The organism is Herbaspirillum frisingense GSF30, assembly GCF_000300975.2.
GTDB classification, from domain to species: Bacteria; Pseudomonadota; Gammaproteobacteria; order Burkholderiales; family Burkholderiaceae_D; genus Herbaspirillum; species Herbaspirillum frisingense.
Genome location: NZ_AEEC02000014.1, coordinates 22,080 through 42,584, shown reverse-complemented (window position 1 = coordinate 42,584; position 20,505 = coordinate 22,080). Strand labels below are relative to the sequence as shown.

Here is a 20,505-nt window from a genome sequence, read left to right as displayed (position 1 = left end):
CGCAGGCCTCAGCCGCAGGCGACCTTGATGATGACCTTGCCGGGATCGATGTAGAGGTTGAGGCGGCGCGGATTGAATTCCATCGTGACCACGTCGTCAGGCTTGAGCACGCGCACCTCGGCCGCGCCCGATTCGGCCTGGGCCTGGCGTTCCAGGTAGCCGCTCAGGTTCTCGCCGATCAGGTGATCGGCACGGGAGGCATCGCACTGGCCGGGGCCGGCAGCGGCGTCGGCGCTTTCGCGCGAGGCACTGCAGGCAGCCAGTACGGCGCCCAGGGTCAGCGAGGCAAACACGGTAGTGACGGCAGCAGAGGAGCGTGGCACGGTGCTTTCCTTGTTGAAATGAGGGGAAGGGCGCTTTTGTTGTCTTTAGAATAAGCTTAATGTAAACAAAAAACGCCGGGACGAATACTCGTCACCGGCGTTTTGATGCCTTGTTGCGCTACGAGTTCTCGCAGCGCAGCATTTTTTATTCCAGCCCTTCCAGGTAGCGCTGGGCATCCAGTGCCGCCATGCAACCCGTCCCCGCGCTGGTGATGGCCTGGCGGTAGATGTGGTCCTGCACGTCACCGGCGGCGAACACGCCTTCGATGCTGGTTGCCGTGGCGAAACCCTCGGTCCCGGTGCGGGTCTTGAGGTAGCCGTTCTGCATGTCGAGCTGGCCGTCGAAGATGCCGGTATTGGGCTTGTGGCCGATGGCGATGAACAGGCCGTGGACCGGGATCTCGGTGATGGCACCGTCCTGGGTGGACTTGATCTTGATACCGGTCACGCCGCTGTCGTCGCCGACCACTTCGTCCAGGGTGGAATGCCACTGGATGGCGATCTTGCCCTCGGTGACCTTGTGCAGCAGGCGGTCGATCAGGATGGGCTCGGCGCGGAACTTGTCGCGGCGGTGGATGATGGTGACCTTGCTGGCGATGTTGGAGAGGTACAGCGCCTCTTCCACGGCCGTATTGCCGCCGCCGACCACCGCCACTTCACGGCCACGGTAGAAGAAGCCGTCGCAGGTGGCGCAGGCCGACACGCCACGACCCATGAAGGCTTGTTCCGAGGGCAGGCCGAGGTACTGGGCCGAGGCGCCGGTGGCGATGATCAGGGCGTCGGCGGTGTATTCACCGTTGTCGCCGATCAGGCGAAAAGGGCGTTCGGACAGCTTGGTGGTATGGATGTGATCGAAAATGATCTCGGTATTGAAGCGTTCGGCGTGCTGCAGCAGGCGCTGCATCAGTTCCGGACCTTGCACGCCCAGCGGATCACCGGGCCAGTTCTCGACATCGGTGGTGGTCATCAACTGGCCGCCCTGTTCCACGCCGGTGATCAGCACCGGGTTCAGGTTGGCGCGCGCGGCATAGACGGCGGCGCTGTAACCGGCGGGGCCGGAGCCGAGAATCAGGACCTTGGCATGTTTGGGCGTGCTCATAAGCTACTCATCAAATGTTGTGGGATCGCCTCTGCAACTTGAGGCGACTCCCGGGATTTCAATTCCCGACCGTCGCTGACAACGGGGCGGGCAGGGCAAGCGGATCAACTGGCGGGCACCGAAGTTTGCGGATTGCCGCGCTGCAAAACGGGTAAGATTATAGTCCAAGCCCTCATCCAGGCTCATGGAATTACGCTATCCCAGCGATAGGTCGGCAGTGGGTCGGATGTAGATGGGCACGGCATCAGCGTCCACCCAGCCTGTCTCGCTCATTCACGGGCGCGGCAACAGAAGTGCAGTATCAGGATCAGGAAAGAACGCTGGAAAGCACCCGAGCGAGCAATTGAGCATCAGGAAAGCAGAACGATAGCGGTAAAAGCCGGTCAGTTCAGCCGTTGGCGATGCTGCCTGGCGCAAATCCGCGAAGCGCCAATTCAATGCCGTTACAATGACGGCTGGTTTTTTTTGCACGGAAGTTATGTCGAAGACGAGTCAAGCCCACATCCGCAATACCAAGGCCCCGGCGCCTCCTATGCCCAGTCGCCTGGTGCGGTTGCTATCGGAGGCACGCTGGCTGGCGCTGGCGGCCTTGCTGCTCTACCTGGTACTGATCCTGCTGACCTATTCCAAGACCGACCCCGGCTGGTCGGTGGCCAGTTCGGTGCCGCGCGTGGGTAACTGGGGCGGCCGGGTGGGCGCCTGGATGGCCGACCTGATGCTCTATATCTTTGGCCTGTCGGCCTGGTGGTGGTGCGTGCTGGTGGCGCGTTCGGTGTGGACCGGCTATCGCCGCCTGTCCAACCGTTTCCTGGTGGAGCAGCCGGTCGAGCCGGAGCACCAGCAGGAACCGCTGATCCGCGCCGTCGGCTTCGTCTTCATGCTCACCGGCAGCATGGGTATCGAATTCACCCGCATGCACCGTTTTACTCCCAAGCTGCCGCATTCCTCCGGCGGCGTGCTGGGCGAGATGATCGGTGCCGGCATGCAGCCGACCTTCGGCTTTACCGGTTCGACGTTGCTGCTGTTGTTGCTGTTCGGGCTGGGGTTCTCGCTGCTGTTCCAGGTGTCCTGGCTGGCAGCGGTGGAGCGCATCGGCGGCCTGATCGAGGACGGCCTGTTCTGGGTGCGCGATTTCTTCGCCGCCCGCGCCGACCGTCGCGCCGGCCAGGAAGCCGCCGTCAAGCGCGAGGAAACCGTGGTCCAGGAGCGCGCCAAGATCGTCGAGGCACCGCCGATCCGCATCGAACCGCAGATCGTGGAAGTGCAGAAGTCGGACCGCGTGCAGAAGGAAAAACAGACCAGCCTGTTCGACGACCTCAACAGCGAACTGCCGCCGCTGTCGCTGCTGGATGAAGCGCCGCCATCGCAGCAGACGGTGTCGGTAGAGACCCTGGAATTCACCAGCCGGCTGATCGAGAAGAAGCTTTCCGACTTCGGCGTCGAGGTCAAGGTGGTGGCCGCCTATCCCGGCCCGGTGATCACCCGCTACGAGATCGAACCGGCCACCGGCGTCAAGGGCAGCCAGATCGTTAACCTGGCGCGCGACCTGGCGCGCTCGCTGTCGCTGACCTCGATCCGCGTGGTGGAAGTCATCCAGGGCAAGAATTACATGGGCCTGGAGTTGCCCAACCCCAAGCGCCAGATCGTACGCCTGACCGAAATCCTCGGCTCCAAGGTCTACAACGACAGCCACTCCAGCCTCACCGTGGCGCTGGGCAAGGACATCGCCGGCAATCCGGTGGTAGCCGACCTGGCCAAGATGCCCCACCTGCTGGTGGCCGGCACCACCGGTTCGGGCAAGTCGGTCGGCATCAACGCCACCATCCTGTCGCTGCTGTACAAGTCCTCGCCACGCCAGGTGCGCCTGATCCTGATCGACCCCAAGATGCTGGAATTGTCGATCTACGAAGGCATCCCGCATCTCTTGGCGCCCGTGGTGACCGACATGCGCCAGGCCGGCCACGCCCTGAACTGGGCGGTGGAAGAGATGGAGCGCCGCTACAAGAAGATGTCCAAGCTGGGCGTGCGCAACCTGGCCGGCTACAACCAGAAGATCGCGGACGCCGACAAGCGCGGCGAGAAGATCCCCAACCCCTTCAGCCTCACCCCGGATGCACCGGAACCGCTGGAGCAGCTGGAAACCATCGTCATCATCATCGACGAACTGGCCGACCTGATGATGGTGGTGGGCAAGAAGGTGGAAGAACTGATCGCCCGCATCGCCCAGAAGGCGCGCGCCGCAGGCATCCACCTGATCCTGGCGACCCAGCGGCCCTCGGTGGACGTGATCACCGGCCTGATCAAGGCCAACGTACCGACCCGCATCGCCTTCCAGGTGTCGTCCAAGATCGATTCCCGCACCATCCTCGACCAGATGGGCGCCGAGACCCTGCTGGGCATGGGCGACATGCTCTACAACCCGCCTGGCACCGGCCTGCCGGTACGGGTGCACGGCGCCTTTGTCTCCGACGATGAAGTGCACCGGGTGGTGGAACACCTGAAATCCCAGGGGGAACCGAATTACATCGAGGGCATCCTAGAGGGAGGCGTGCTGGAAGACGCCGACGGCGGTGGCAGTGGTGCCGCAGCCGGCGCCGGTGGCGGCGAAGGCGACGAGATGTACGACCAGGCCGTGGCCGTGGTCCTCAAGCATCGCCGTGCCTCGATCTCGCTGGTGCAGCGTCATCTGCGCATCGGCTACAACCGTGCCGCGCGCCTGCTGGAGCAGATGGAGCAGAGCGGACTGGTATCCACCATGCAATCCAACGGCAACCGTGAAATCCTGGTGCCGGCGGGTGCCGCGGATGCAGCCGAATAGGAAGTCCGCATCGGCATCGTCGCGGACGTCTTCCACCACGCCCTGAAGGCCGGCCACTTTCGCGCCGGCTGCCACCTCCGGGTGGATCAATCAAGAAGGAATCGAACAACATGGACAATTCCAGAACCGCTTTGCGCTCGCGTCCCGCGCAAGCCCGCACCCTCAACCTCAAGCTGCGCCGCATGGTCATGGCTGCCGGCCTCTCGGCACTGGCCGTGGCCGGTGCCATCGCCATCACCGCGCTCACGCCGGGCCGTGCTTCGGCCGCCGCGCTGGACCAGTTCAAGCAATTCGTCAGCAGCACGCAATCGGCCAAGGGCAGCTTCACCCAGCGCATGGTGCGCAACGAGAACGGCACATCCAAGGTAGTCAATACCTCCAGCGGCAGCTTCGTGTTTTCGCGCCCGGGCAAGTTCATCTGGACCTACCAGAAACCCTATGAGCAGGTGATCCAGGCCGATGGAGAAAAACTCTTCATCTACGACAAGGACCTGAACCAGGTCACCACCAAGAAGCTGGGCAATGCGCTGGGTTCTTCCCCGGCCGCGATCCTGTTCGGCAGCAACGACCTGGAAAAGAACTTTACCTTGAAGGAAGCCGGCAACAAGGATGGCCTGGAATGGCTGCAAGCCACCCCCAAGAGCCGTGATACCACCTTCGACAACATCGGTATCGGCTTGAAGAACGGCACGCCGGTGGCGATGGAATTGCATGATTCCTTCGGCCAGGTGTCGGTGCTGACTTTCGACAGCTTCGAGAAGAACCCTTCGCTGAAGGGCAACAGCTTCAATTTCGTGGTCCCCAAGGGCGCGGACGTGTTCGACAACTGACCCCGCCGCGCTCCAAAGCAACAGCCCCGCAAGCGCGAGCCTGCGGGGCTGTTTGGTTTTTGAAGAGGGCGGATCAGGCCGGCGGCATCTGCAGCAGCGGGAGCTTGTCGGTCCGGTCCTTCCATTGCGCATGTTCCGGCAGGGGCGCCTTGGCCTGGGTGATGGGCTTCCAGCCGGCTTGCCTGGCCAGCTTGGCGTTGAGGTCCTCGAAGTGCGCCAGCGCCGTCGGCAGATCAGTGGCGTTGTAGATGGCCCCGACCGGGCATTCCGGTACGCACATGGAACAATCGATGCAGCCGTCCGGATCGATGACCAGGAAATTTGGCCCCTCCATGAAACAGTCCATGGGGCAGACGCTGACGCAATCGGTGTACTTGCACTGGATACAGGAATCGGTGACGACGAAGGGCATGGCAATTCGGGGTGGGCAGTCAAAAGGGCAGGCGGCATTGTAACGCTTGCGCCCGATGCCTGCTGCCCTCTGCCAGCCCTCTGCCCGCCATCTGCCCTCATCGTCCCGCTGCTGCGTTAGACTACGGCCTTTGGCGAATGCGCCTTGCAATCCGGCGCCGCGCCCGCATCCTGAAAGAACATGAAACCGATTTTCGAGACCGCCCCGATGCGCTCGCCATCGCCGGACCACGCAACCAGTCTGGCCGGGGAGCCCCCGCATGGCTGACCTGTTTGCACAAGAACCCGCCGCGCCGCTGGCCGAAGCCCTGCGTCCCAAGACGCTGGACGAGGTCATCGGCCAATCGCACCTGCTGGGCGAAGGCAAGCCCTTGCGCCTGGCGTTTCAGTCGGGCAAGCCGCATTCCATGATCTTCTGGGGGCCGCCGGGGGTGGGCAAGACCACGCTGGCGCGCCTGACGGCAACGGCCTTCCAGTGCGAATTCATCGCCTTGTCAGCGGTGTTCTCGGGGGTCAAGGATATCCGTGCGGCGATGGAACAGGCCGAGCAGAACCTGGCCATGGGCAAGCACACCATCCTGTTCGTGGATGAAATCCATCGCTTCAACAAGTCGCAGCAGGATGCGCTGCTACCCTACGCCGAGAGCGGCCTGGTGACCTTCATCGGCGCCACCACCGAGAATCCCTCTTTCGAGGTCAACTCGGCGCTGCTGTCGCGGGCGCAGGTGTATGTGCTCAAGTCCCTGAGCGACGACGAACTGCGGCTCCTGCTCAAGCGCGCCCAGGAAAAGGCGCTGGGCGAGCTGCACTTCGACGAGCAGGCCACCGATACCATCATCGGCTACGCCGACGGCGATGCACGTCGCTTCCTGAACCTGCTGGAGCAGACTGAAACCGCTGCCCGCACCACCGGTACGGTGCTGGTGACGGCCGATTTCCTGCAAAATGCGCTGACCCTGAACAGCCGCCGTTTCGACAAGGGCGGTGACAATTTCTATGACCAGATTTCAGCCCTGCATAAGTCGGTGCGCGGTTCCCACCCGGACGCGGCGCTGTACTGGCTGACCCGCATGCTGGACGGCGGCGCCGATCCGCGCTACCTGTCACGCCGCATCGTGCGCATGGCCTGGGAGGACATCGGCCTGGCCGACCCCCGTGCCATGCAGATCGCCAACGACGCCGCGCTGACCTTCGAACGTCTGGGAAGCCCCGAAGGCGAGCTGGCGCTGGGCCAGGCGGTGATCTACCTGGCCGTGGCGGCCAAGAGCAATGCCGGCTACAACGCCTACAATGCCGCCCGCGCCTTCGTGAAGCAGGACAAGAGCCGCGAGGTACCGGTGCACCTGCGCAATGCGCCGACCAAGCTGATGAAGGAACTGGGCTACGGACATGAATACCGTTATGCCCATGACGAACCCAATGCCTATGCTGCCGGGGAGACCTATCTGCCGGATGGCATCGATGAGCCGGGCTGGTATCAGCCGGTGCCGCGTGGGCTGGAGATCAAGATCGGCGAGAAGCTGGCGACCCTGCGCAAGTGGGATGAGGAAGCCGGTAACGACTGAGTGCGACCGTAGAAGGTGGCCTCAGGCCACCACATCGTAGCGGATCGAGGCCTCACCCTTTTTCACTCGTACCGACTGGATGGCGATCCTGCCGATCTCGCCCAGTGACGCCACATGCGTGCCGCCGCAGGGATAGGCGGGCAGGGCGCCGAAACCGACCTGGCGGCGTCCACCTTCGCTGGAGAGCGCGCAGGCCAGGTCGTCGGCAATGAGGGCATTGCAGCGGTGTTCGATCTCTGCCGCTTCCAGTTCCTGCGCGCCGGCGTCGGGGGCGCTGACGCCGACGACACGACCTTCCCCTGGCCAGTGGTGAGCCTTGGTGGCGCGCCATCCCAGTTGTGCCATCACATAGCCGATCACATGCCCACCGGAATGTAGCCGCGCATGCAGCTGCCGTGGCTGGGCATCCACCCTGGCGCGGATCGGGCCGGCTGCAACGGCCGCGCTGGTGTAATGGATGATCTCGTCGCCTTCGCTCACGACCTTCGTTACCTCGACTTCGCCCAGCCAGCCGACATCGCTGGGCTGGCCGCCGCCCTGCGGATGAAACGGCGTGGCCGCCAGGTGAACCGCGTAGCGACCATCTTCCAGGGGAGTGCAGCTCAACACTTCGGTATCGGCTTCCAGCGTCGGCTGGGTCAGGTAGAGGCGGTCGGTCACGGCTGGCCTTTCGGTCGATCAGGGAGAGGGATGGGAATTGTATCGCCCGGGTGAAGTTGCGATAATCCATTACCCAAGCAAATAATCTTTGCCCCATGAGCACAAATCAAAGCATCGCCCTGCTCAACGAAATGGCTGTCTTTGCCAAGGTGGTGGAGACGGGCAGTTTCTCGGAAGCGGCACGCCAGCTGGGCGCGACGCCCTCGGCTGTCAGCCGGGCCATTGCACGCCTGGAAAAGGCACTCGGCACGCAGTTGCTGCAACGAACCACCCGCAAGCTGCGGCTGAGCGAGAGCGGGCGTGACATCCACCAGCGTTGCCGGGAAATGCTGGACGCCGCGCAATCGGTGCTGGCCGCCTCCGGTGGTTTTGATGCCGCGCCGCAGGGGCAGGTCAGGGTGAGCGTGCCCAAGGCGGTCGGGCATTACCTGGTACATCCGCATGTGCCGGATTTCCTTGCCGCCCATCCCAGGGTGGACGTCCTGTTGAGGCTGGAAGACCGCTACATGGATCTGATCGATGAGGAGGTGGATCTGGCCATCCGCATCACCGACCAGCCGCCGCCGGGCCTGATGGGCCGCAGGCTGACGCGCATCGAGCACCTGCTGTGCGCCACGCCGGAGTACCTGGCGCAGCACGGGACGCCTCAGCATCCACAGGGACTCAAGACACATTCCTGCATCTACCTCGGCGAGGCGCCCGGGGACGCGCGCTGGCGCTTCCGCCGGCAGGGCGAACGGGTCACGGTCGAGGTGCGGGGGCGTTATGCGGCCAACCATACCGGGGTGCGACTGGATGCAGTGCTGCGCCATCTCGGTATCGGCAGCCTGCCGTATTTCGTCGCCCGGGAGGCGCTGACGCAGGGGCGTATCGTCCAGGTCCTGCCGCAATGGGGTTTCAGGACGCACTATTGCGGCGATCTGTGGGCGCTCTATCCGGCGACCCGCCACCTGCCGCCGCGGCTGGGGGCTTTCGTCAACTTCCTGGCAGAAAGGCTGGCCCGGGAGCCAACCATGGCGGATGCGGGCGAACCAGGCTGATCCGTACCGGCAGGGCCTGATGCCTCAGGCTTGAGATCAGGCGGCCGCCCGGTGCCAGACGTGGAAACTGCCTTCCATGGCGGACATGGCGGCGATCACGGTCTCATAGTTCTTGTCGTTGTCATAGCCGGGCAGGCGCTGCTTCATCGCTTCCATCAGCTCTTCCAGGCCATCGGCGTCGTTGGGGACCAGTACGCCCTTGATACCCTCGGCCGTCTGGCCGGCGATGATCCATTGCGGCTGGGGCAGGCTGTCGTCGCTGATGCGGATGGTGACGTCGTCGATGGCGCTCCAGGCGATGCCTTCGCGCTTGGCGCCACGCACCATGGTTCGGATTTCCTGATCGTCGAATTCGACACTGATCTTGCGCGCCTGCTGTGCCGCGAGGCGGCCGCTGGACAATTCGGCCGCGCCCGGGGCCTGCACCTTCCAGTCGGTCTTGCGCACCTTGGGCGGGATGAAGCGGTTCTTGATCTGCTGCCCGAAGGCGAAGGCGGCGCCGAAGGAGAGGCCGGCGATCAGTCCGTAGAACAGGCTGGCGTCATTGGACATGTAGTGGATGCCGGCCCACAGTCCCACGGCGAAGGCGGCCACCAGGCCCAGCAGGGAAAACAGGACGGGAACATCGCGCTGCGGGCGCGGGTCGGGCTGGTCGGACATGGGCGGGGAAGCTCTCTGGATGACGGGAATGGGCCGAATGGTAACCCGCAAGGCCGGTGGCCGCTACCAGGGCCGCAGCATTTTCTTGCGGGGGAAGGGGGCTGGAACCCCGTGACGGGCGCGCGACTTGGTACAATCGCGGTTTCCTGCTTCAAACCTATCGTATTTTCTCCCCATGATCGACATCCAACTCCTCCGTAAAGACATCGAGAACGTTGCGGCCCGCCTGGCGGCCCGCAAGTTCGTCCTGGACGTGGCCGGCTTCAACGCACTGGAAGCTGAACGCAAGCAGATCCAGACCCGCACCGAAGAACTGCAGGGCAAGCGCAACACCCTGTCCAAGCAGATCGGCATGCTCAAGGGCCGTGGCGAGGATGCCTCCGCGGTGATGGCCGAGGTCAATGGCATCGGCGACGAGCTCAAGTCGTCGGCGGCGCGGCTGGAAGAAGTGCAGCACCAGATGAACCTCTTCCTGCAGGCGGTTCCCAACCTGCCGCACGAGTCGGTGCCGGCCGGCAATGACGAAAGCGGCAATGTGGAATTGCGCAAGGTCGGCACGCCGCGCCAGTTCGACTTCGAGATCAAGGATCACGTCGATGTCGGCGCCCCGCTGGGCCTGGATTTCGATACTGCCACCAAGCTCACCGGTTCGCGCTTCGCCGTGCTCAAGGGCGGCATCGCCCGCCTGCACCGCGCGCTGGCGCAGTTCATGCTCAACACCCATACCATGGAGCATGGCTATACCGAGTGCTATACCCCCTACATCGTCAATGCCGACAGCCTGCGCGGCACCGGCCAGTTGCCCAAGTTCGAAGCCGACCTGTTCGCTGCCAAGAAGGGGGGCCAGGAAGGCGAGGCCGAGAACGCCGCGCTGTACCTGATCCCTACGGCTGAAGTGCCGCTGACCAACTTCGTGCGCGACGAGATCGTGGCCGGCGATGCGCTGCCGATGAAGTTCACGGCGCACTCGCCTTGCTTCCGTTCGGAAGCCGGCTCCTATGGTCGCGATACCCGCGGCATGATCCGCCAGCACCAGTTCGACAAGGTGGAAATGGTGCAGATCGTCCACCCCGAGAAGTCCTACGAAGCCCTGGACGAGATGCTGGGCCACGCCGAGACCATCCTCAAGAAGCTCGGCCTGCCGTACCGCGTCATCACCCTGTGTACCGGTGACATGGGCTTTGGCGCGGCCAAGACCTATGACATCGAGGTCTGGTTACCGGCGCAGAACACCTATCGCGAAATCTCGTCGGTCTCCAACTGCGAAGCCTTCCAGGCGCGTCGCATGCAGGCGCGCTTCCGCAATGCCCAGGGCAAGCCGGAACTGCTGCATACCTTGAACGGTTCCGGTCTGGCCGTGGGCCGTACCCTGGTCGCCGTGCTGGAAAACTACCAGCAGGCCGATGGCAGCGTGGATATCCCGGAGGTCTTGCAGCCTTACATGGGTGGCGTGAGCAAGCTGGTGCCGGGCGCCTGATCCGCTGTACCACTGCAGGACGCACGAACGGCCGCCTCGTTGATGAGGCGGCCGTTTTTTTGCGGGTGTGCGGGTGAGAAAACGTTTTCCTGAGCGTGCCGGCTAGGCGTCCTTCATGGCCCAGGAGAAGGTGGCCGGGATGCGGCGCTCGATGAAGAGACTGTTGCCCTGGATCTTCTTGGCCTGTTTCTTGGCACGGGTGGCGGCCGAGGCGATCTGGTGCGGTGATGAGTATTGCGAAGGCTCGATCTTCACCGCGCCCAGCGATACCGAAACCAGCGGGTGGAACACCCGGTTGCCCTGGCGATCCTCGGTGTAGTAGCCGCCACGCGCCAGGTCTTCGTCGTAGTAGAAGGCGCGGGCCTCGGCGTCGAAGTTGTCGAGGATGACGCGGCAGCGCTTTTCCCAGTCTTCGCTCTGGAACATGATCAGGAAATCGTCGCCGCCGATGTGGCCGATGAAGTCCAGGGCAGGATCGCAGGCCTGCTGCAGCACGCGGCCGGTAGCCTGGATCATGTCGTCGCCCTTGCGATAGCCATAGACATCGTTGAAGGGCTTGAACTGGTCCAGGTCGCAGTAGCAGATGCAGAATTCGACGCCGCTTTGCAGCAGGTATTCGATGTGGTCGTTGATGGGGACGTTGCCCGGCAACTGCGTGAGCGGATTGGCGTGGCGGGCGGCGTCGATCTGCATCTGCGTGATTTCGCGCAGCAGGTCGTGGCCGGTGCCCAGGCCCACATACTGGCCCCGGTCGGTGATGATGAAGCCGTTGGAGAGGTGGTGCGTCTCGGCCTGCACCAGCAGGTTGGAGAGATCTTGCAGGCTGGTGTCCTGCTCGGTCAGCAGGGGATTGGGGTCCATGAAGAAGGCGCAGGACTTCTTGCCGTACAGCTCGCGCCCGTACAGGCGGGCGAAGCGCTCCACCATGCTGTAGCGGTTGATCAGGCCGATCGGCAAGCCGTTGCTGACCACCGGCAGGGCCTGCAGCTGCGGATCGTTGACGAACATGTCGTAGGCCGCATCGTTGGTGACTTCCGGGCTGACGTATTGCGTCTCGCGCAGCAGCTTGGCGACGGTGGCGCTGCGCTTGCCGGGGCCGTACTTGTTGGCATGGAGCGGTACCTTGTCGCGGCGCAGGGTCTTGGTGACGTCTTCCGAGATCGAGACCGGCGGCTCCGGCAGCGGGCGCGAGATGTGGTAGCCCTGGCCGCAGGCGATGCCCAGGTCGCGGATGGTCAGCAGCTCGGCCTGCGATTCGATGCCTTCGGCGATGACGATGGAGCCGGACTTCTCGGCGATCTCCTGGATCGAGCGCACGAATTGCAGCTTCATCGGATCGTGGTTGATGCCCTGCACGAAGTGCATGTCGATCTTCACGTATTCCGGCTGCAGTTCCGACCACAGGCGCAGGCTGGAAAAGCCTTCACCGAGATCATCGATGGCGATCTGGAAGCCCATGTCGCGGTAGTGCATGGCGGCATTGCGCAGCAGGGCGTAGTCGTAGGTAGGTTCGTTCTCGGTCAGCTCGATGATGATGCGCTGCGGATTCACGCCCAGCTTTTCCAGATAGCGCAGGGTTTCGCCCTGGATCGCCTCGGGCTGCATCAGCGCCCCGGGGGAAACGTTGAGGAACAGGTTGCCCGGCAGGCCGAGTTGCGCAAAGCGGGTCAGCACGATGTGCCGGCACAGGTATTCCATCTGCACCGACAGGTTGTGCGCGCGCGCTACCTTGAACAGCGCCAGCGGGGAGTGCAGGGGAGTATTGGAGGGCCCTCGGATCAATCCTTCATAGCCCAGGATTTCGCCATTGCGCATGCGCACGATGGGCTGGAACAGGGCGGAGAGCTTGCGCTGGGCGATGATCTCGTGCAGCAGGGACAGCATCGGGTCCGGATCTTCGACGCCACGCAGGGCGGCACCCGAGGCACGGGCAATGAGATCGACGACTTCTGCGCCGAGCGGGAAGGTAGCGTTGGATAGGGGCGCCATCTGGCTGAATCCGGGTCTGAGAGTCCAAAGAACGACAAATAGTTTACGGATGCTAGAAGTGATTTATGACAAGATGATGATGAGAAATGCAGTCTGAGCGGTTTGTAGGTGAAGAAGGATTCTTTCGCCACGCTGCTTCCGGTTCAAGAAGATGAAAAGCTCTTTTTTTAAAGTTTTTTCAAAAAAACATTCCACTATGAAAATAGTTCTGCTATAGTCGCTGTCTTTGCTGCACCACGCAGTGAAACGACCGAAGTTAACCGGAGAGGTGGCAGAGTGGTCGAATGTACCTGACTCGAAATCAGGCGTACGGTTTCCCGTACCGTGGGTTCGAATCCCACCCTCTCCGCCAGTTGGCTCGCAGTTGTAGCAGTTGTATAGATAAGGCTCTGAATTTTTCAGGGCCTTATTTTTTTGCCTGTCGTTTCGGGTTGTCGTGTTGGCTGGTCGCCTTTGTCTGAGGTTTCGTCATTGGCTACCTGATTTGCCCGCCCGCCGCCTGCGCGGGAAATGCTTCCGGAGCAAGCGCATCGCCGCGCTTTGTTCATCGTATCGGTCGTCACGCGTTCACGAGGGGGAAGCGCGTGATGCGCCGGTTGCTCCCATGACGTGGGAGCGCATGCCTGCTTTCGTGGCGCCGTGTCTGCGCCGCCCGCTTTTTTCATCCCTGCTCGCGATGTAGTCGTGCCGTCGATTGGTCGGCCTTGTTATATTCGTCAAATGCACTTGCCTTCGTAGCGGGCTCATCATGTCCTTGAATCGTCTGTTCCGGCTCATTTCCATCGGCTTGCTGATGCTGTTTCTGGCATTTGCAGTGGCGTTGGTCTGGACGGAATGGAGTACCTATCGCAACGGCGCCAACAGTGTGCCTGCCTTGCGCAATCTGCGGCTGGCTCTGCTGGCCATGGAGAAGGTTTCGGCCGAGCGTGGCCCGGCCAATGCTTTCCTGGGCGCATCACCGCAACAATCCGAGGCACTCCTGAAGCAACTGGCCGGCGCCCGGCAACAGACCGACGTCGCCCTGGCCAGTTTGCATGCGGCGCTGGAAGCCGATGCCCGCTTGCGCCAGTCTTGGGCGCTGGACAAGGTGCGCACGGTGGAGCAGGGACTGGGGCCGGCCCGGGCCAATCTGGATCGGGTGGCGCGCCTGTCGGCCGACAATCGCAGCGACGTGCTGGTGCTGGCCGCCGTCGCCGGCATGGTGGACCTGATGCCGCTGATGATTCGCGTGGTCAGCGAATTGACCCTGGAAGTGGATCGGGCCGACCCGCGCCTGCGCGATGGTCTGTCGGCCGTGCGTGCCACCGCCAGCCTGCGCGAGTACGCCGGGCAGGTCGGTTCGCGCTTCGTCGCGCCGCTGATCGCGCAGCGCCAGCTGACCCAGGATGAGGTCATCGAAATCGGGCGCCTGTATGGCCGCATCGAACTGTTGCGCGGTGTGGTGGCTGCGCAGATGGCTGGCTACGCGAGCCAGCCGCAGTTTGCCGAGGCGCTGGACCGGGTGGACAAGGAGTATTTCGATAGCGGATTCCAGTTCCTCGACTTCCTGCTGCAGATTGGCCTGCATTCCAGCAGCTATGGCGTCAGCACCGCCGATCTCTACAAGTTCTATGTGCCGCAGATGCAATCCATCACCGATCTGCGCGACCTGTTGCTGGCTGAATTGATGCGGCAGGCTGAACAGAACAATGCCCGGGCGCGCAACCTGCTGGTGCTGGTCGTGGGGCTGACGCTGACGGCCTGCCTGTTCTTCCAGTTGCTGATGGTGCTCATTCGGCGGCGTGTGGTGCAGCCGCTGGTGCGGGCCACCGATCTGGTGGCCGGTCTGGTGGAGGGCAAGCTGGAGCAGGAAATCCCGGAGGCGCGCCATCGCGACGAGATCGCTGCCATGATGCGCGCCCTGCGAGTGCTCAAGCAGCGCATGCGAGAGCGCAATAGCCTGGCCAGCGAGCGCGAAGCATTGATCACGCAGCTGCAGACCTCCTCCAATACCGATTTCCTCACGGGGGTGCTGAACCGGCGTGCCTTCTTCACCCAGGCCGGCCAGCAGATGGGCCTGTCGCAGCGCTATGGGCGGGGCATGGCGGTGGTGTTGTTCGATATCGACCACTTCAAGCGCATCAACGACACCTACGGCCACCAGGCTGGCGACGTCATCCTGCGCGGCGTGGCCCAGCTCGTGGCCGGCTTGCTGCGCAAGGTGGATGTGCTGGCACGCTATGGCGGCGAGGAGTTCGTCATCCTGCTGCCGGAAGCCGACCTGGCGCAGGCTGGCAGCGCTGCCGAGAAATTGCGTGCGGCCCTGGAGCACGCCGATTTCGAGATCGAGGACGGGCGCCGGATCAAGGTCAGTGCCAGCTTCGGCGTGGCGGCGTTGGGTGATGGCGAGGGACTCGACGAACTGATCAAGCACGCCGATCTGGCCCTGTACCGGGCCAAGCGGATCGGGCGCAATCGGGTCGAACAGGCGACTGCCGACGACCTTATGTCCTGAGGTCCCTGGGCTTGCTGGGCTTCCTGAGCCTCCTGAGCCTTAGGCGCTGTCGCGTTCGAGGATGGCGTAGCCGAGATCGCATACCGTTTGCGTGACTGCATCGCCATCGAAGCGGGTCAGCAGCATCTCGGCGGCCGTCAGTCCGATCTGGTGGGCGCTGATCTGGACGGTGGTGAGGGCGGGCAAGACTTCCGGCGCGATATCCAGATTGGCGAAACCGGCCAGCGCGATGCGCTGCGGCACGGCGATGCCGCGTCGGGCGCACTCCAGGGCAGCGCCTGCGGCGAGGACGTCATTGCTGAAAAAGGCGGCGTCGATGCCGGGTTGTAATGCCAGGAGCCGGCAGATGGCTTCGCGCCCGGCCTGCAGGAAGGAGCCCATGGGCATGACCAGATGCACCGGCTCCGCTGCCGACTGTGCCAGCAGCGCCTCGCGCATGCCGGCATAGCGTGCCAGGCCACGCGGGTCTTCGCCGCCCACGAAGGCCATGCGGCGATAACCCTTGCGGTGCAGGTACTGCCCCATGGCGTGGCCGGCGGCATGGTTGTCGAAACCGACCAGCATGTCGATCGGTTGCGGGGTTAGATCCCAGGTTTCCACCACCGGGATGCCGGCCGCCTTGAGGCGCTGGCGGGTACGTACCGAATGCTGCACGCCGGTCAGCACCAGGCCGTCGACCCGACGGCCGATGAAGGCTTCCACCAGCCCTGTTTCCGCTTCTTCCGAATAATTGGTCTGTCCCAGCAACAACTGGTAGCCCTGCAGGCTGAGTTGTTCGGACAGCCCACGCACGGTTTCGGCGAAGATCGAATGGCTGATGGTGGGCACGATGGCGGCCACGATGCGTGTGCGCCGCGAGGCCAGCCCGCCGGCCAGCATGTTGGGGATGTACCCCATGCTGCTGATGAAGGCCTCGACCCGCTCACGGGTGGCGGGGGCCACCTTCTCCGGCGTATTGATGACCCGCGATACCGTGATGTGCGAAACACCGGCAGCGCGCGCCACGTCTTCCTTGGTGATGGCGCGGGAGGGCGCAGCGGCGGTGGCGGGTTTGCGATTCATGGGGATGGGTGGTGGCAAGTTGTCGCAAGCATAACAGCAGCTTGCCGCGGCAGGGCCTGCGGACATCCACAGGCGCCCAGCCGGACGGCGATGTGCAAGCTCAGTCGCGGTCGTTGAAGGCCGAGATGTGCGAGACCTGGAACACGCCCGACAGGGATTGCAGTTCGTCGCGGTGCAATTGCGCCAGGCGGTGCAGGTACTGCTCGCCCAGTTCGGTCAGCCGGACTTGCACCAGTCGCTTGTCGCGATCATCCGGGGCACGGGTGACCAGTCCCGCCTTCACGCAGCGCGTAACCAGCGCCACCACGCCGTGGTGCTGGGCCTGCAAGCGTTCGGCCAGTTCGCTGATGCTGGCCCACTCGCGCCCGGGAAAGCCCTTGATATGCAATAGCAACAGGTATTGCAAGGGAGTGAGGCCCTCACTTTGCGCGGCGTCTTCCGAAAAGCGCAGGAAGCGGCGCAACTGGTAGCGAAAATCCGACAGGGCTTCGAAATCCTCCTTTTGCAGGCGGCTGGCGCTTTTCATGAGGACTGGCCTTCATCGTGGAGGGAGTTTGCCGGTGCGCGGAACTGCGCAATACGGGGTAAGCGGGACATATATATCATCTTGTGATGTAATTGCGGTTTGGCCTGGTACGTGGCTGCGTCCCAGGTTGTCGTCTGCCCAAGTTGTCAGGGAACGGATATGCCCGATTCTATCTTGCTGTGGTTCAAAAGTTTTATTCCTGCCAAGACCAATGTCGATCGCTTCGAGCGCATGCGCTCCTGCGCCGGCAGTCTGTTCGGGATTCTGCTGGTCGGCCTGATCAGTTATGCAGTCCTTCCGCATGAAGTCCACACCATCTGGCTGATCGCGCCCATGGGGGCGTCGGCGGTGCTGTTGTTCGCGGTGCCATCCAGTCCGCTGGCCCAGCCCTGGTCCATCATCGGTGGCAACCTGTGCGCGGCGCTTATCGGTGTGACCTGCGCGAGGCTGGTCCAGGAGCCGGCGCTGGCGGCGGCATTGGCAATCTCGCTGGCCATCGGCGCGATGTTCCTGCTGCGCTGTATTCATCCGCCCAGCGGCGCGGTGGCGCTGACCGCCGTACTGGGTGGGCCAGTGGTGCATGAGATGGGCTATGCCTTCGTGTTGTCGCCGGTGCTGCTCAATTCGGCGCTGCTGTTGCTGACGGCACTGTTTTTCAACAACGCCACCGGGCGCCGCTATCCCCATGCGCAGCACAGCGCGGCACCGCATCCGCACCAGACGCGCGATGAACTGCCGATCACGCGGCTGGGCTTTTCGCATGAAGATCTGGATGAGGTGCTGAAAGATTTCAATCAGGTGCTCGACATCGGTCGCGACGATCTGGAGGAAATCTTTCTGCAGACTGAGATGCGCGCCTACCACCGCCGCTTCGGCCAGACCCTGTGTGCGGCGGTGATGTCCCGTGATGTGGTGGCGGTGGAGTTTGCCACCCGGCTGGATGAGGCCTGGCGGCTGTTGCAGCAGCACCGCTTGCGCGCCATGCCCGTACTGGATCGGGGGCAGCATGTGATTGGTATCGTCAGTCGCAGCGATTTCCTGGAGCATGCCGGGGTGGAGGTGCATACCGGACTGGTGGCGCAATTGCGGCAGCTCTTGCGCCGGGTGCCGTTCAGTCATTCGGACAAGCCGGAGGTGGTGGGGCAGATCATGAGCCGTCCCGTGATCACGGCGCAGGTGGATACGCCGGTGCTGGAGCTGGTGCCGCGCATGGCCGATGGCTTGCACCAGATCCCCATTGTGCAGGCCGACGGCAAGCTGGCCGGGATGATGACGCAATCGGACATGATTGCTGCGCTCTACGAAAAGAACCTGGCCAGCGCCCGCATGGAGCCGGGCTTGCGCAGCGTGGCTTGACAGGCTGCCCGCCAGGGTGGATCGTGCTTGCATGACACTTCACATCGGGAGCTGATCATGAGAATGAGTGGCACGGTCCTGGCGCTATGCGTGCTGTTGCTGGTGCAAGCTTGTGAGCGCAAGGGTGGTACTCCGCCACGGCCGGTGACGTCGGCTCTGCACAGTGTTGCTCAGGTGGCGTGACGCGGGTGAGGTGGATGAGGTGGTGCTGCAACAGTTATGCGGGTGGTGAATATCTGCTATTGCCACAATAAAGCAGACTCGGCAGTGGGCCGTCGCTATAGTTGCACCTGTCTCCTCCAATCTCCTCCTTAAGAAATTGGATTGAAGCCCGCACCTCTTGGTCGCGGGCTTTTTTTTGTCTGTCGTTTCCGCATTTCCGTTCGGGTTTTCCCTGTCAGGACTGATTATCCCTTCTGGTGTCAGGGGTGGTAGTGCACCGGTTCTTGGTAAGATGGCGGACACGGCGCGCATGAGGCTGGTCGATATGACCGATCATGCCGCTTCACGTTTTCTGTTCAGATTCTGTCAATGTCTTCCACATCCCTGTCTCCCTCGTCCTTGTCTCCTGCGCCCGAGCGGCCCGATACGCCATGTGTGGCGGTTTGCTCGACCACATTCGATGATGTCTGCCGCGGTTGCGGTCGCACCGTCGATGAGGTCGCGCAATGGGTCTTCATGGATGTGGAGCAGCGCGAGGTGGTGTGGCAGCGCATCCTGGCCGAGGGTTATCCGCGTCGCAATTACTGATTGCCGGCGTTCTCCGTCCTGAAGAAGCGGATTCCAGCCTGGCGCAGCATGCCGGTCAGGGCGATCAGTGGCAGGCCGGTCAGTGCAGTGGGGTCGTCACTGCGTATGCTTTCCAGGATGGCAATGCCCAGGCCTTCATTCTTTGCGCTGCCGGCGCAGTCGTAGGGCTGTTCGATGCGCAGGTAGGCGTCCAGCTCTGCATCCTCCAAGTCCCGAAAGCGGACCAGCGTCTGCACATTGCAGACTTGCGCAGTCGCGCCAGCCTGCCCATTTCGACCATCCCACAGGCACAGGGCGGTATGGAAGACGACTTCCCGCCCGCGCATCAACTGCAATTGCCGTAGTGCATTGGCATGGTTGCCGGGTTTGCCGATCTGCAGGCCATCCAGGGTGGCGACCTGGTCCGAGCCGATCACCAGGGCCGGCCCGCTGCGCTCGCCGATGGCGGCGGCCTTTTCACGCGCCAGTCGCAGGGCGGTGGCCTCGGGCGTCTCAGTGGCATGCGGGGTTTCGTCGATGTCCGGGATCATGGTCTCGAAAGGCAGGCCGAGCCGGCTCAGCAATTGCTTTCGATAGATCGAACTGGAGCCCAGGATCAGGCGGGTAGGGGAGGTTTCGGGATGCTGTTGCAACATGGTGTGTGGTGGTGTGGTGGCTGATGTCGACAGGCGACGTGGGCAAGTAAAACCGGGATTCTGGCGGAAAATCGACGTAAAAGAGGGTTTGCCGCGACAGGTTGGGCGATTTTTTCGCCTGTCTGCCGCAAATGGTGTGCTAAGGCTTTGACTGGTAAGGAAATTTTCTGTTATGATCGCAGGTTTTCCGGATTCTGCTTTGGCTATGAATGCATTTGTTATCGACGCGTTCGAATTCTGCAGGCTGAAACAGCAGGCGCAGGGTGAGATTCCGGTTGCTGAATTAGGTCGTCTGGCGCAAGAGACGGTTGACCGTTCCGGCACGATTCGTTGGGCTCTTTCCGGCGACATCGACAAGCTGGGGCATGCTCAACTCAGTCTGGCAGTGTCGGGTGCAGTTAATCTGATCTGTCAGCGTTGCCTGACGGCATTGAATTTCGAGATTGATTCGAAGTCGCTGCTGGTATTGGCAAAAGATGAGGCGCAAGCCGACACCATCGAAGAACTGCTGGATGATGACGAGATCGACGTCATCGTCGGATCGGCAGCCTTCGATGTGAACTACCTGATCGAAGACGATGCGCTGCTGGCCCTGCCGGTGGCACCCAAGCATGATGTCTGTCCTGAGGGTGGTGTGGCGGCCGAGGCCAAAGGTGCTGAACGGGCTTCCCCGTTTGAGGTACTGAAGAAGTTGAAGCAGTAACAAGTATTGTTGGGGAATGTCTGGCGTTGCCGGGCAGCGGCACAGTGGGTTTGCGGAAAAACGCAATCCGGTGTGTTAAAATTTTCAATCTTAAGTAAGGTTTAGGA

Annotated in this window: 18 protein-coding genes and 1 tRNA gene; 10 read left to right on the top strand and 9 right to left on the bottom strand. The window is 62.8% G+C overall.

The window, feature by feature from the left end:
• Positions 1-8: 8 nt before the first annotated feature.
• Together HFRIS_RS11555 and trxB are read right to left on the bottom strand one after the other, a co-directional pair.
• Entirely contained in the window at positions 9-323 is a 315-nt protein-coding gene (locus HFRIS_RS11555; protein ID WP_006463528.1) for an I78 family peptidase inhibitor, read from the bottom strand.
• Between the two features lie 145 nt (positions 324-468).
• Entirely contained in the window at positions 469-1,422 is a 954-nt protein-coding gene (trxB, locus tag HFRIS_RS11550) for a thioredoxin-disulfide reductase (protein WP_006463527.1), read from the bottom strand.
• Between the two features lie 478 nt (positions 1,423-1,900).
• Between trxB and HFRIS_RS11545 the strand changes: the two genes are divergently transcribed.
• Positions 1,901-4,240: a DNA translocase FtsK gene (locus HFRIS_RS11545; RefSeq protein WP_039875405.1), complete on the top strand. Its 2,340-nt coding sequence runs from the start codon at positions 1,901-1,903 to the stop codon at positions 4,238-4,240.
• Between the two features lie 110 nt (positions 4,241-4,350).
• Positions 4,351-5,070 (top strand): outer membrane lipoprotein chaperone LolA, encoded by a 720-nt coding sequence (gene lolA, locus HFRIS_RS11540; RefSeq protein WP_006463525.1) that lies wholly within the window; start codon positions 4,351-4,353, stop codon positions 5,068-5,070.
• Positions 5,071-5,143: 73 nt separating this feature from the next.
• Here the strand turns inward: lolA and fdxA are convergent, their stop codons facing one another.
• Complete coding sequence (fdxA, locus tag HFRIS_RS11535) at positions 5,144-5,482, bottom strand: ferredoxin FdxA (RefSeq protein ID WP_039875403.1); 339 nt, start codon at positions 5,480-5,482, stop codon at positions 5,144-5,146.
• A gap of 259 nt (positions 5,483-5,741) precedes the next feature.
• Here fdxA and HFRIS_RS11530 point away from each other — a divergent pair, with 259 nt between their 5' ends.
• On the top strand, positions 5,742-7,046 hold the full coding sequence (locus HFRIS_RS11530) for a replication-associated recombination protein A (RefSeq protein WP_006463523.1): 1,305 nt from the start codon (positions 5,742-5,744) through the stop codon (positions 7,044-7,046).
• 21 nt (positions 7,047-7,067) lie between these two features.
• On the opposite strand, the gene HFRIS_RS11525 is transcribed toward HFRIS_RS11530, so the two are convergent.
• On the bottom strand, positions 7,068-7,706 hold the full coding sequence (locus HFRIS_RS11525; RefSeq protein WP_006463522.1) for an alanyl-tRNA editing protein: 639 nt from the start codon (positions 7,704-7,706) through the stop codon (positions 7,068-7,070).
• A 95-nt stretch (positions 7,707-7,801) separates the two neighbouring features.
• On the opposite strand from HFRIS_RS11525, the gene HFRIS_RS11520 reads away from it, so the two are divergent.
• The gene (locus HFRIS_RS11520) at positions 7,802-8,746 is read left to right on the top strand and encodes a LysR family transcriptional regulator (RefSeq protein WP_006463521.1); all 945 of its coding nucleotides are present in this window, start codon (positions 7,802-7,804) and stop codon (positions 8,744-8,746) included.
• 36 nt (positions 8,747-8,782) lie between these two features.
• Here the strand turns inward: HFRIS_RS11520 and HFRIS_RS11515 are convergent, their stop codons facing one another.
• Positions 8,783-9,406: a hypothetical protein gene (locus HFRIS_RS11515; RefSeq protein ID WP_006463520.1), complete on the bottom strand. Its 624-nt coding sequence runs from the start codon at positions 9,404-9,406 to the stop codon at positions 8,783-8,785.
• 175 nt (positions 9,407-9,581) lie between these two features.
• On the opposite strand from HFRIS_RS11515, the gene serS reads away from it, so the two are divergent.
• The gene (serS, locus tag HFRIS_RS11510; RefSeq protein ID WP_006463519.1) at positions 9,582-10,883 is read left to right on the top strand and encodes a serine--tRNA ligase; all 1,302 of its coding nucleotides are present in this window, start codon (positions 9,582-9,584) and stop codon (positions 10,881-10,883) included.
• Between the two features lie 102 nt (positions 10,884-10,985).
• Here serS and HFRIS_RS11505 read toward each other — a convergent pair whose 3' ends face one another.
• Positions 10,986-12,872, bottom strand: coding sequence for a GGDEF domain-containing protein (locus HFRIS_RS11505; RefSeq protein WP_006463518.1), 1,887 nt, complete (start codon positions 12,870-12,872; stop codon positions 10,986-10,988).
• Between the two features lie 262 nt (positions 12,873-13,134).
• Between HFRIS_RS11505 and HFRIS_RS11500 the strand changes: the two genes are divergently transcribed.
• Together HFRIS_RS11500 and HFRIS_RS11495 are read left to right on the top strand one after the other, a co-directional pair.
• Positions 13,135-13,224, top strand: a tRNA-Ser gene (locus tag HFRIS_RS11500).
• Between the two features lie 396 nt (positions 13,225-13,620).
• Positions 13,621-15,366: a diguanylate cyclase gene (locus HFRIS_RS11495; RefSeq protein ID WP_006463517.1), complete on the top strand. Its 1,746-nt coding sequence runs from the start codon at positions 13,621-13,623 to the stop codon at positions 15,364-15,366.
• A gap of 39 nt (positions 15,367-15,405) precedes the next feature.
• Here HFRIS_RS11495 and HFRIS_RS11490 read toward each other — a convergent pair whose 3' ends face one another.
• Together HFRIS_RS11490 and HFRIS_RS11485 are read right to left on the bottom strand one after the other, a co-directional pair.
• The gene (locus tag HFRIS_RS11490) at positions 15,406-16,428 is read right to left on the bottom strand and encodes a LacI family DNA-binding transcriptional regulator (protein WP_006463516.1); all 1,023 of its coding nucleotides are present in this window, start codon (positions 16,426-16,428) and stop codon (positions 15,406-15,408) included.
• A gap of 100 nt (positions 16,429-16,528) precedes the next feature.
• Positions 16,529-16,954, bottom strand: a complete 426-nt coding sequence (locus tag HFRIS_RS11485) for a MarR family winged helix-turn-helix transcriptional regulator (RefSeq protein ID WP_006463515.1) — start codon at positions 16,952-16,954, stop codon at positions 16,529-16,531.
• Positions 16,955-17,113: 159 nt separating this feature from the next.
• Between HFRIS_RS11485 and HFRIS_RS11480 the strand changes: the two genes are divergently transcribed.
• Together HFRIS_RS11480 and HFRIS_RS11475 are read left to right on the top strand one after the other, a co-directional pair.
• A complete protein-coding gene (locus tag HFRIS_RS11480; RefSeq protein ID WP_006463514.1) occupies positions 17,114-18,310 on the top strand; it encodes an HPP family protein in 1,197 nt (398 codons plus the stop codon).
• A 531-nt stretch (positions 18,311-18,841) separates the two neighbouring features.
• On the top strand, positions 18,842-19,060 hold the full coding sequence (locus HFRIS_RS11475) for a DUF1289 domain-containing protein (RefSeq protein ID WP_039875400.1): 219 nt from the start codon (positions 18,842-18,844) through the stop codon (positions 19,058-19,060).
• Here HFRIS_RS11475 and HFRIS_RS11470 read toward each other — a convergent pair.
• The gene (locus tag HFRIS_RS11470; RefSeq protein ID WP_006463512.1) at positions 19,054-19,695 is read right to left on the bottom strand and encodes a Maf-like protein; all 642 of its coding nucleotides are present in this window, start codon (positions 19,693-19,695) and stop codon (positions 19,054-19,056) included. The genes HFRIS_RS11475 and HFRIS_RS11470 overlap by 7 nt on opposite strands.
• 172 nt (positions 19,696-19,867) lie before the next feature.
• On the opposite strand from HFRIS_RS11470, the gene HFRIS_RS11465 reads away from it, so the two are divergent.
• Positions 19,868-20,398: a YceD family protein gene (locus tag HFRIS_RS11465; RefSeq protein ID WP_006463511.1), complete on the top strand. Its 531-nt coding sequence runs from the start codon at positions 19,868-19,870 to the stop codon at positions 20,396-20,398.
• The last annotated feature ends 107 nt before the right edge of the window (positions 20,399-20,505 follow it).

What these genes read in the sequence shown, in the direction of transcription:
- trxB (WP_006463527.1), bottom strand. Translation starts at nt 1,422, where the DNA reads ATGAGCACGCCCAAACATGCCAAGGTCCTGATTCTCGGCTCCGGCCCC.
- HFRIS_RS11545 (WP_039875405.1), top strand. Translation starts at nt 1,901, where the DNA reads ATGTCGAAGACGAGTCAAGCCCACATCCGCAATACCAAGGCCCCGGCG.
- lolA (WP_006463525.1), top strand. Translation starts at nt 4,351, where the DNA reads ATGGACAATTCCAGAACCGCTTTGCGCTCGCGTCCCGCGCAAGCCCGC.
- fdxA (WP_039875403.1), bottom strand. Translation starts at nt 5,482, where the DNA reads ATGCCCTTCGTCGTCACCGATTCCTGTATCCAGTGCAAGTACACCGAT.
- HFRIS_RS11530 (WP_006463523.1), top strand. Translation starts at nt 5,742, where the DNA reads ATGGCTGACCTGTTTGCACAAGAACCCGCCGCGCCGCTGGCCGAAGCC.
- HFRIS_RS11520 (WP_006463521.1), top strand. Translation starts at nt 7,802, where the DNA reads ATGAGCACAAATCAAAGCATCGCCCTGCTCAACGAAATGGCTGTCTTT.
- HFRIS_RS11515 (WP_006463520.1), bottom strand. Translation starts at nt 9,406, where the DNA reads ATGTCCGACCAGCCCGACCCGCGCCCGCAGCGCGATGTTCCCGTCCTG.
- serS (WP_006463519.1), top strand. Translation starts at nt 9,582, where the DNA reads ATGATCGACATCCAACTCCTCCGTAAAGACATCGAGAACGTTGCGGCC.
- HFRIS_RS11505 (WP_006463518.1), bottom strand. Translation starts at nt 12,872, where the DNA reads ATGGCGCCCCTATCCAACGCTACCTTCCCGCTCGGCGCAGAAGTCGTC.
- HFRIS_RS11495 (WP_006463517.1), top strand. Translation starts at nt 13,621, where the DNA reads ATGTCCTTGAATCGTCTGTTCCGGCTCATTTCCATCGGCTTGCTGATG.
- HFRIS_RS11490 (WP_006463516.1), bottom strand. Translation starts at nt 16,428, where the DNA reads ATGAATCGCAAACCCGCCACCGCCGCTGCGCCCTCCCGCGCCATCACC.
- HFRIS_RS11485 (WP_006463515.1), bottom strand. Translation starts at nt 16,954, where the DNA reads ATGAAAAGCGCCAGCCGCCTGCAAAAGGAGGATTTCGAAGCCCTGTCG.
- HFRIS_RS11480 (WP_006463514.1), top strand. Translation starts at nt 17,114, where the DNA reads ATGCCCGATTCTATCTTGCTGTGGTTCAAAAGTTTTATTCCTGCCAAG.
- HFRIS_RS11475 (WP_039875400.1), top strand. Translation starts at nt 18,842, where the DNA reads ATGTCTTCCACATCCCTGTCTCCCTCGTCCTTGTCTCCTGCGCCCGAG.
- HFRIS_RS11470 (WP_006463512.1), bottom strand. Translation starts at nt 19,695, where the DNA reads ATGTTGCAACAGCATCCCGAAACCTCCCCTACCCGCCTGATCCTGGGC.
- HFRIS_RS11465 (WP_006463511.1), top strand. Translation starts at nt 19,868, where the DNA reads ATGATCGCAGGTTTTCCGGATTCTGCTTTGGCTATGAATGCATTTGTT.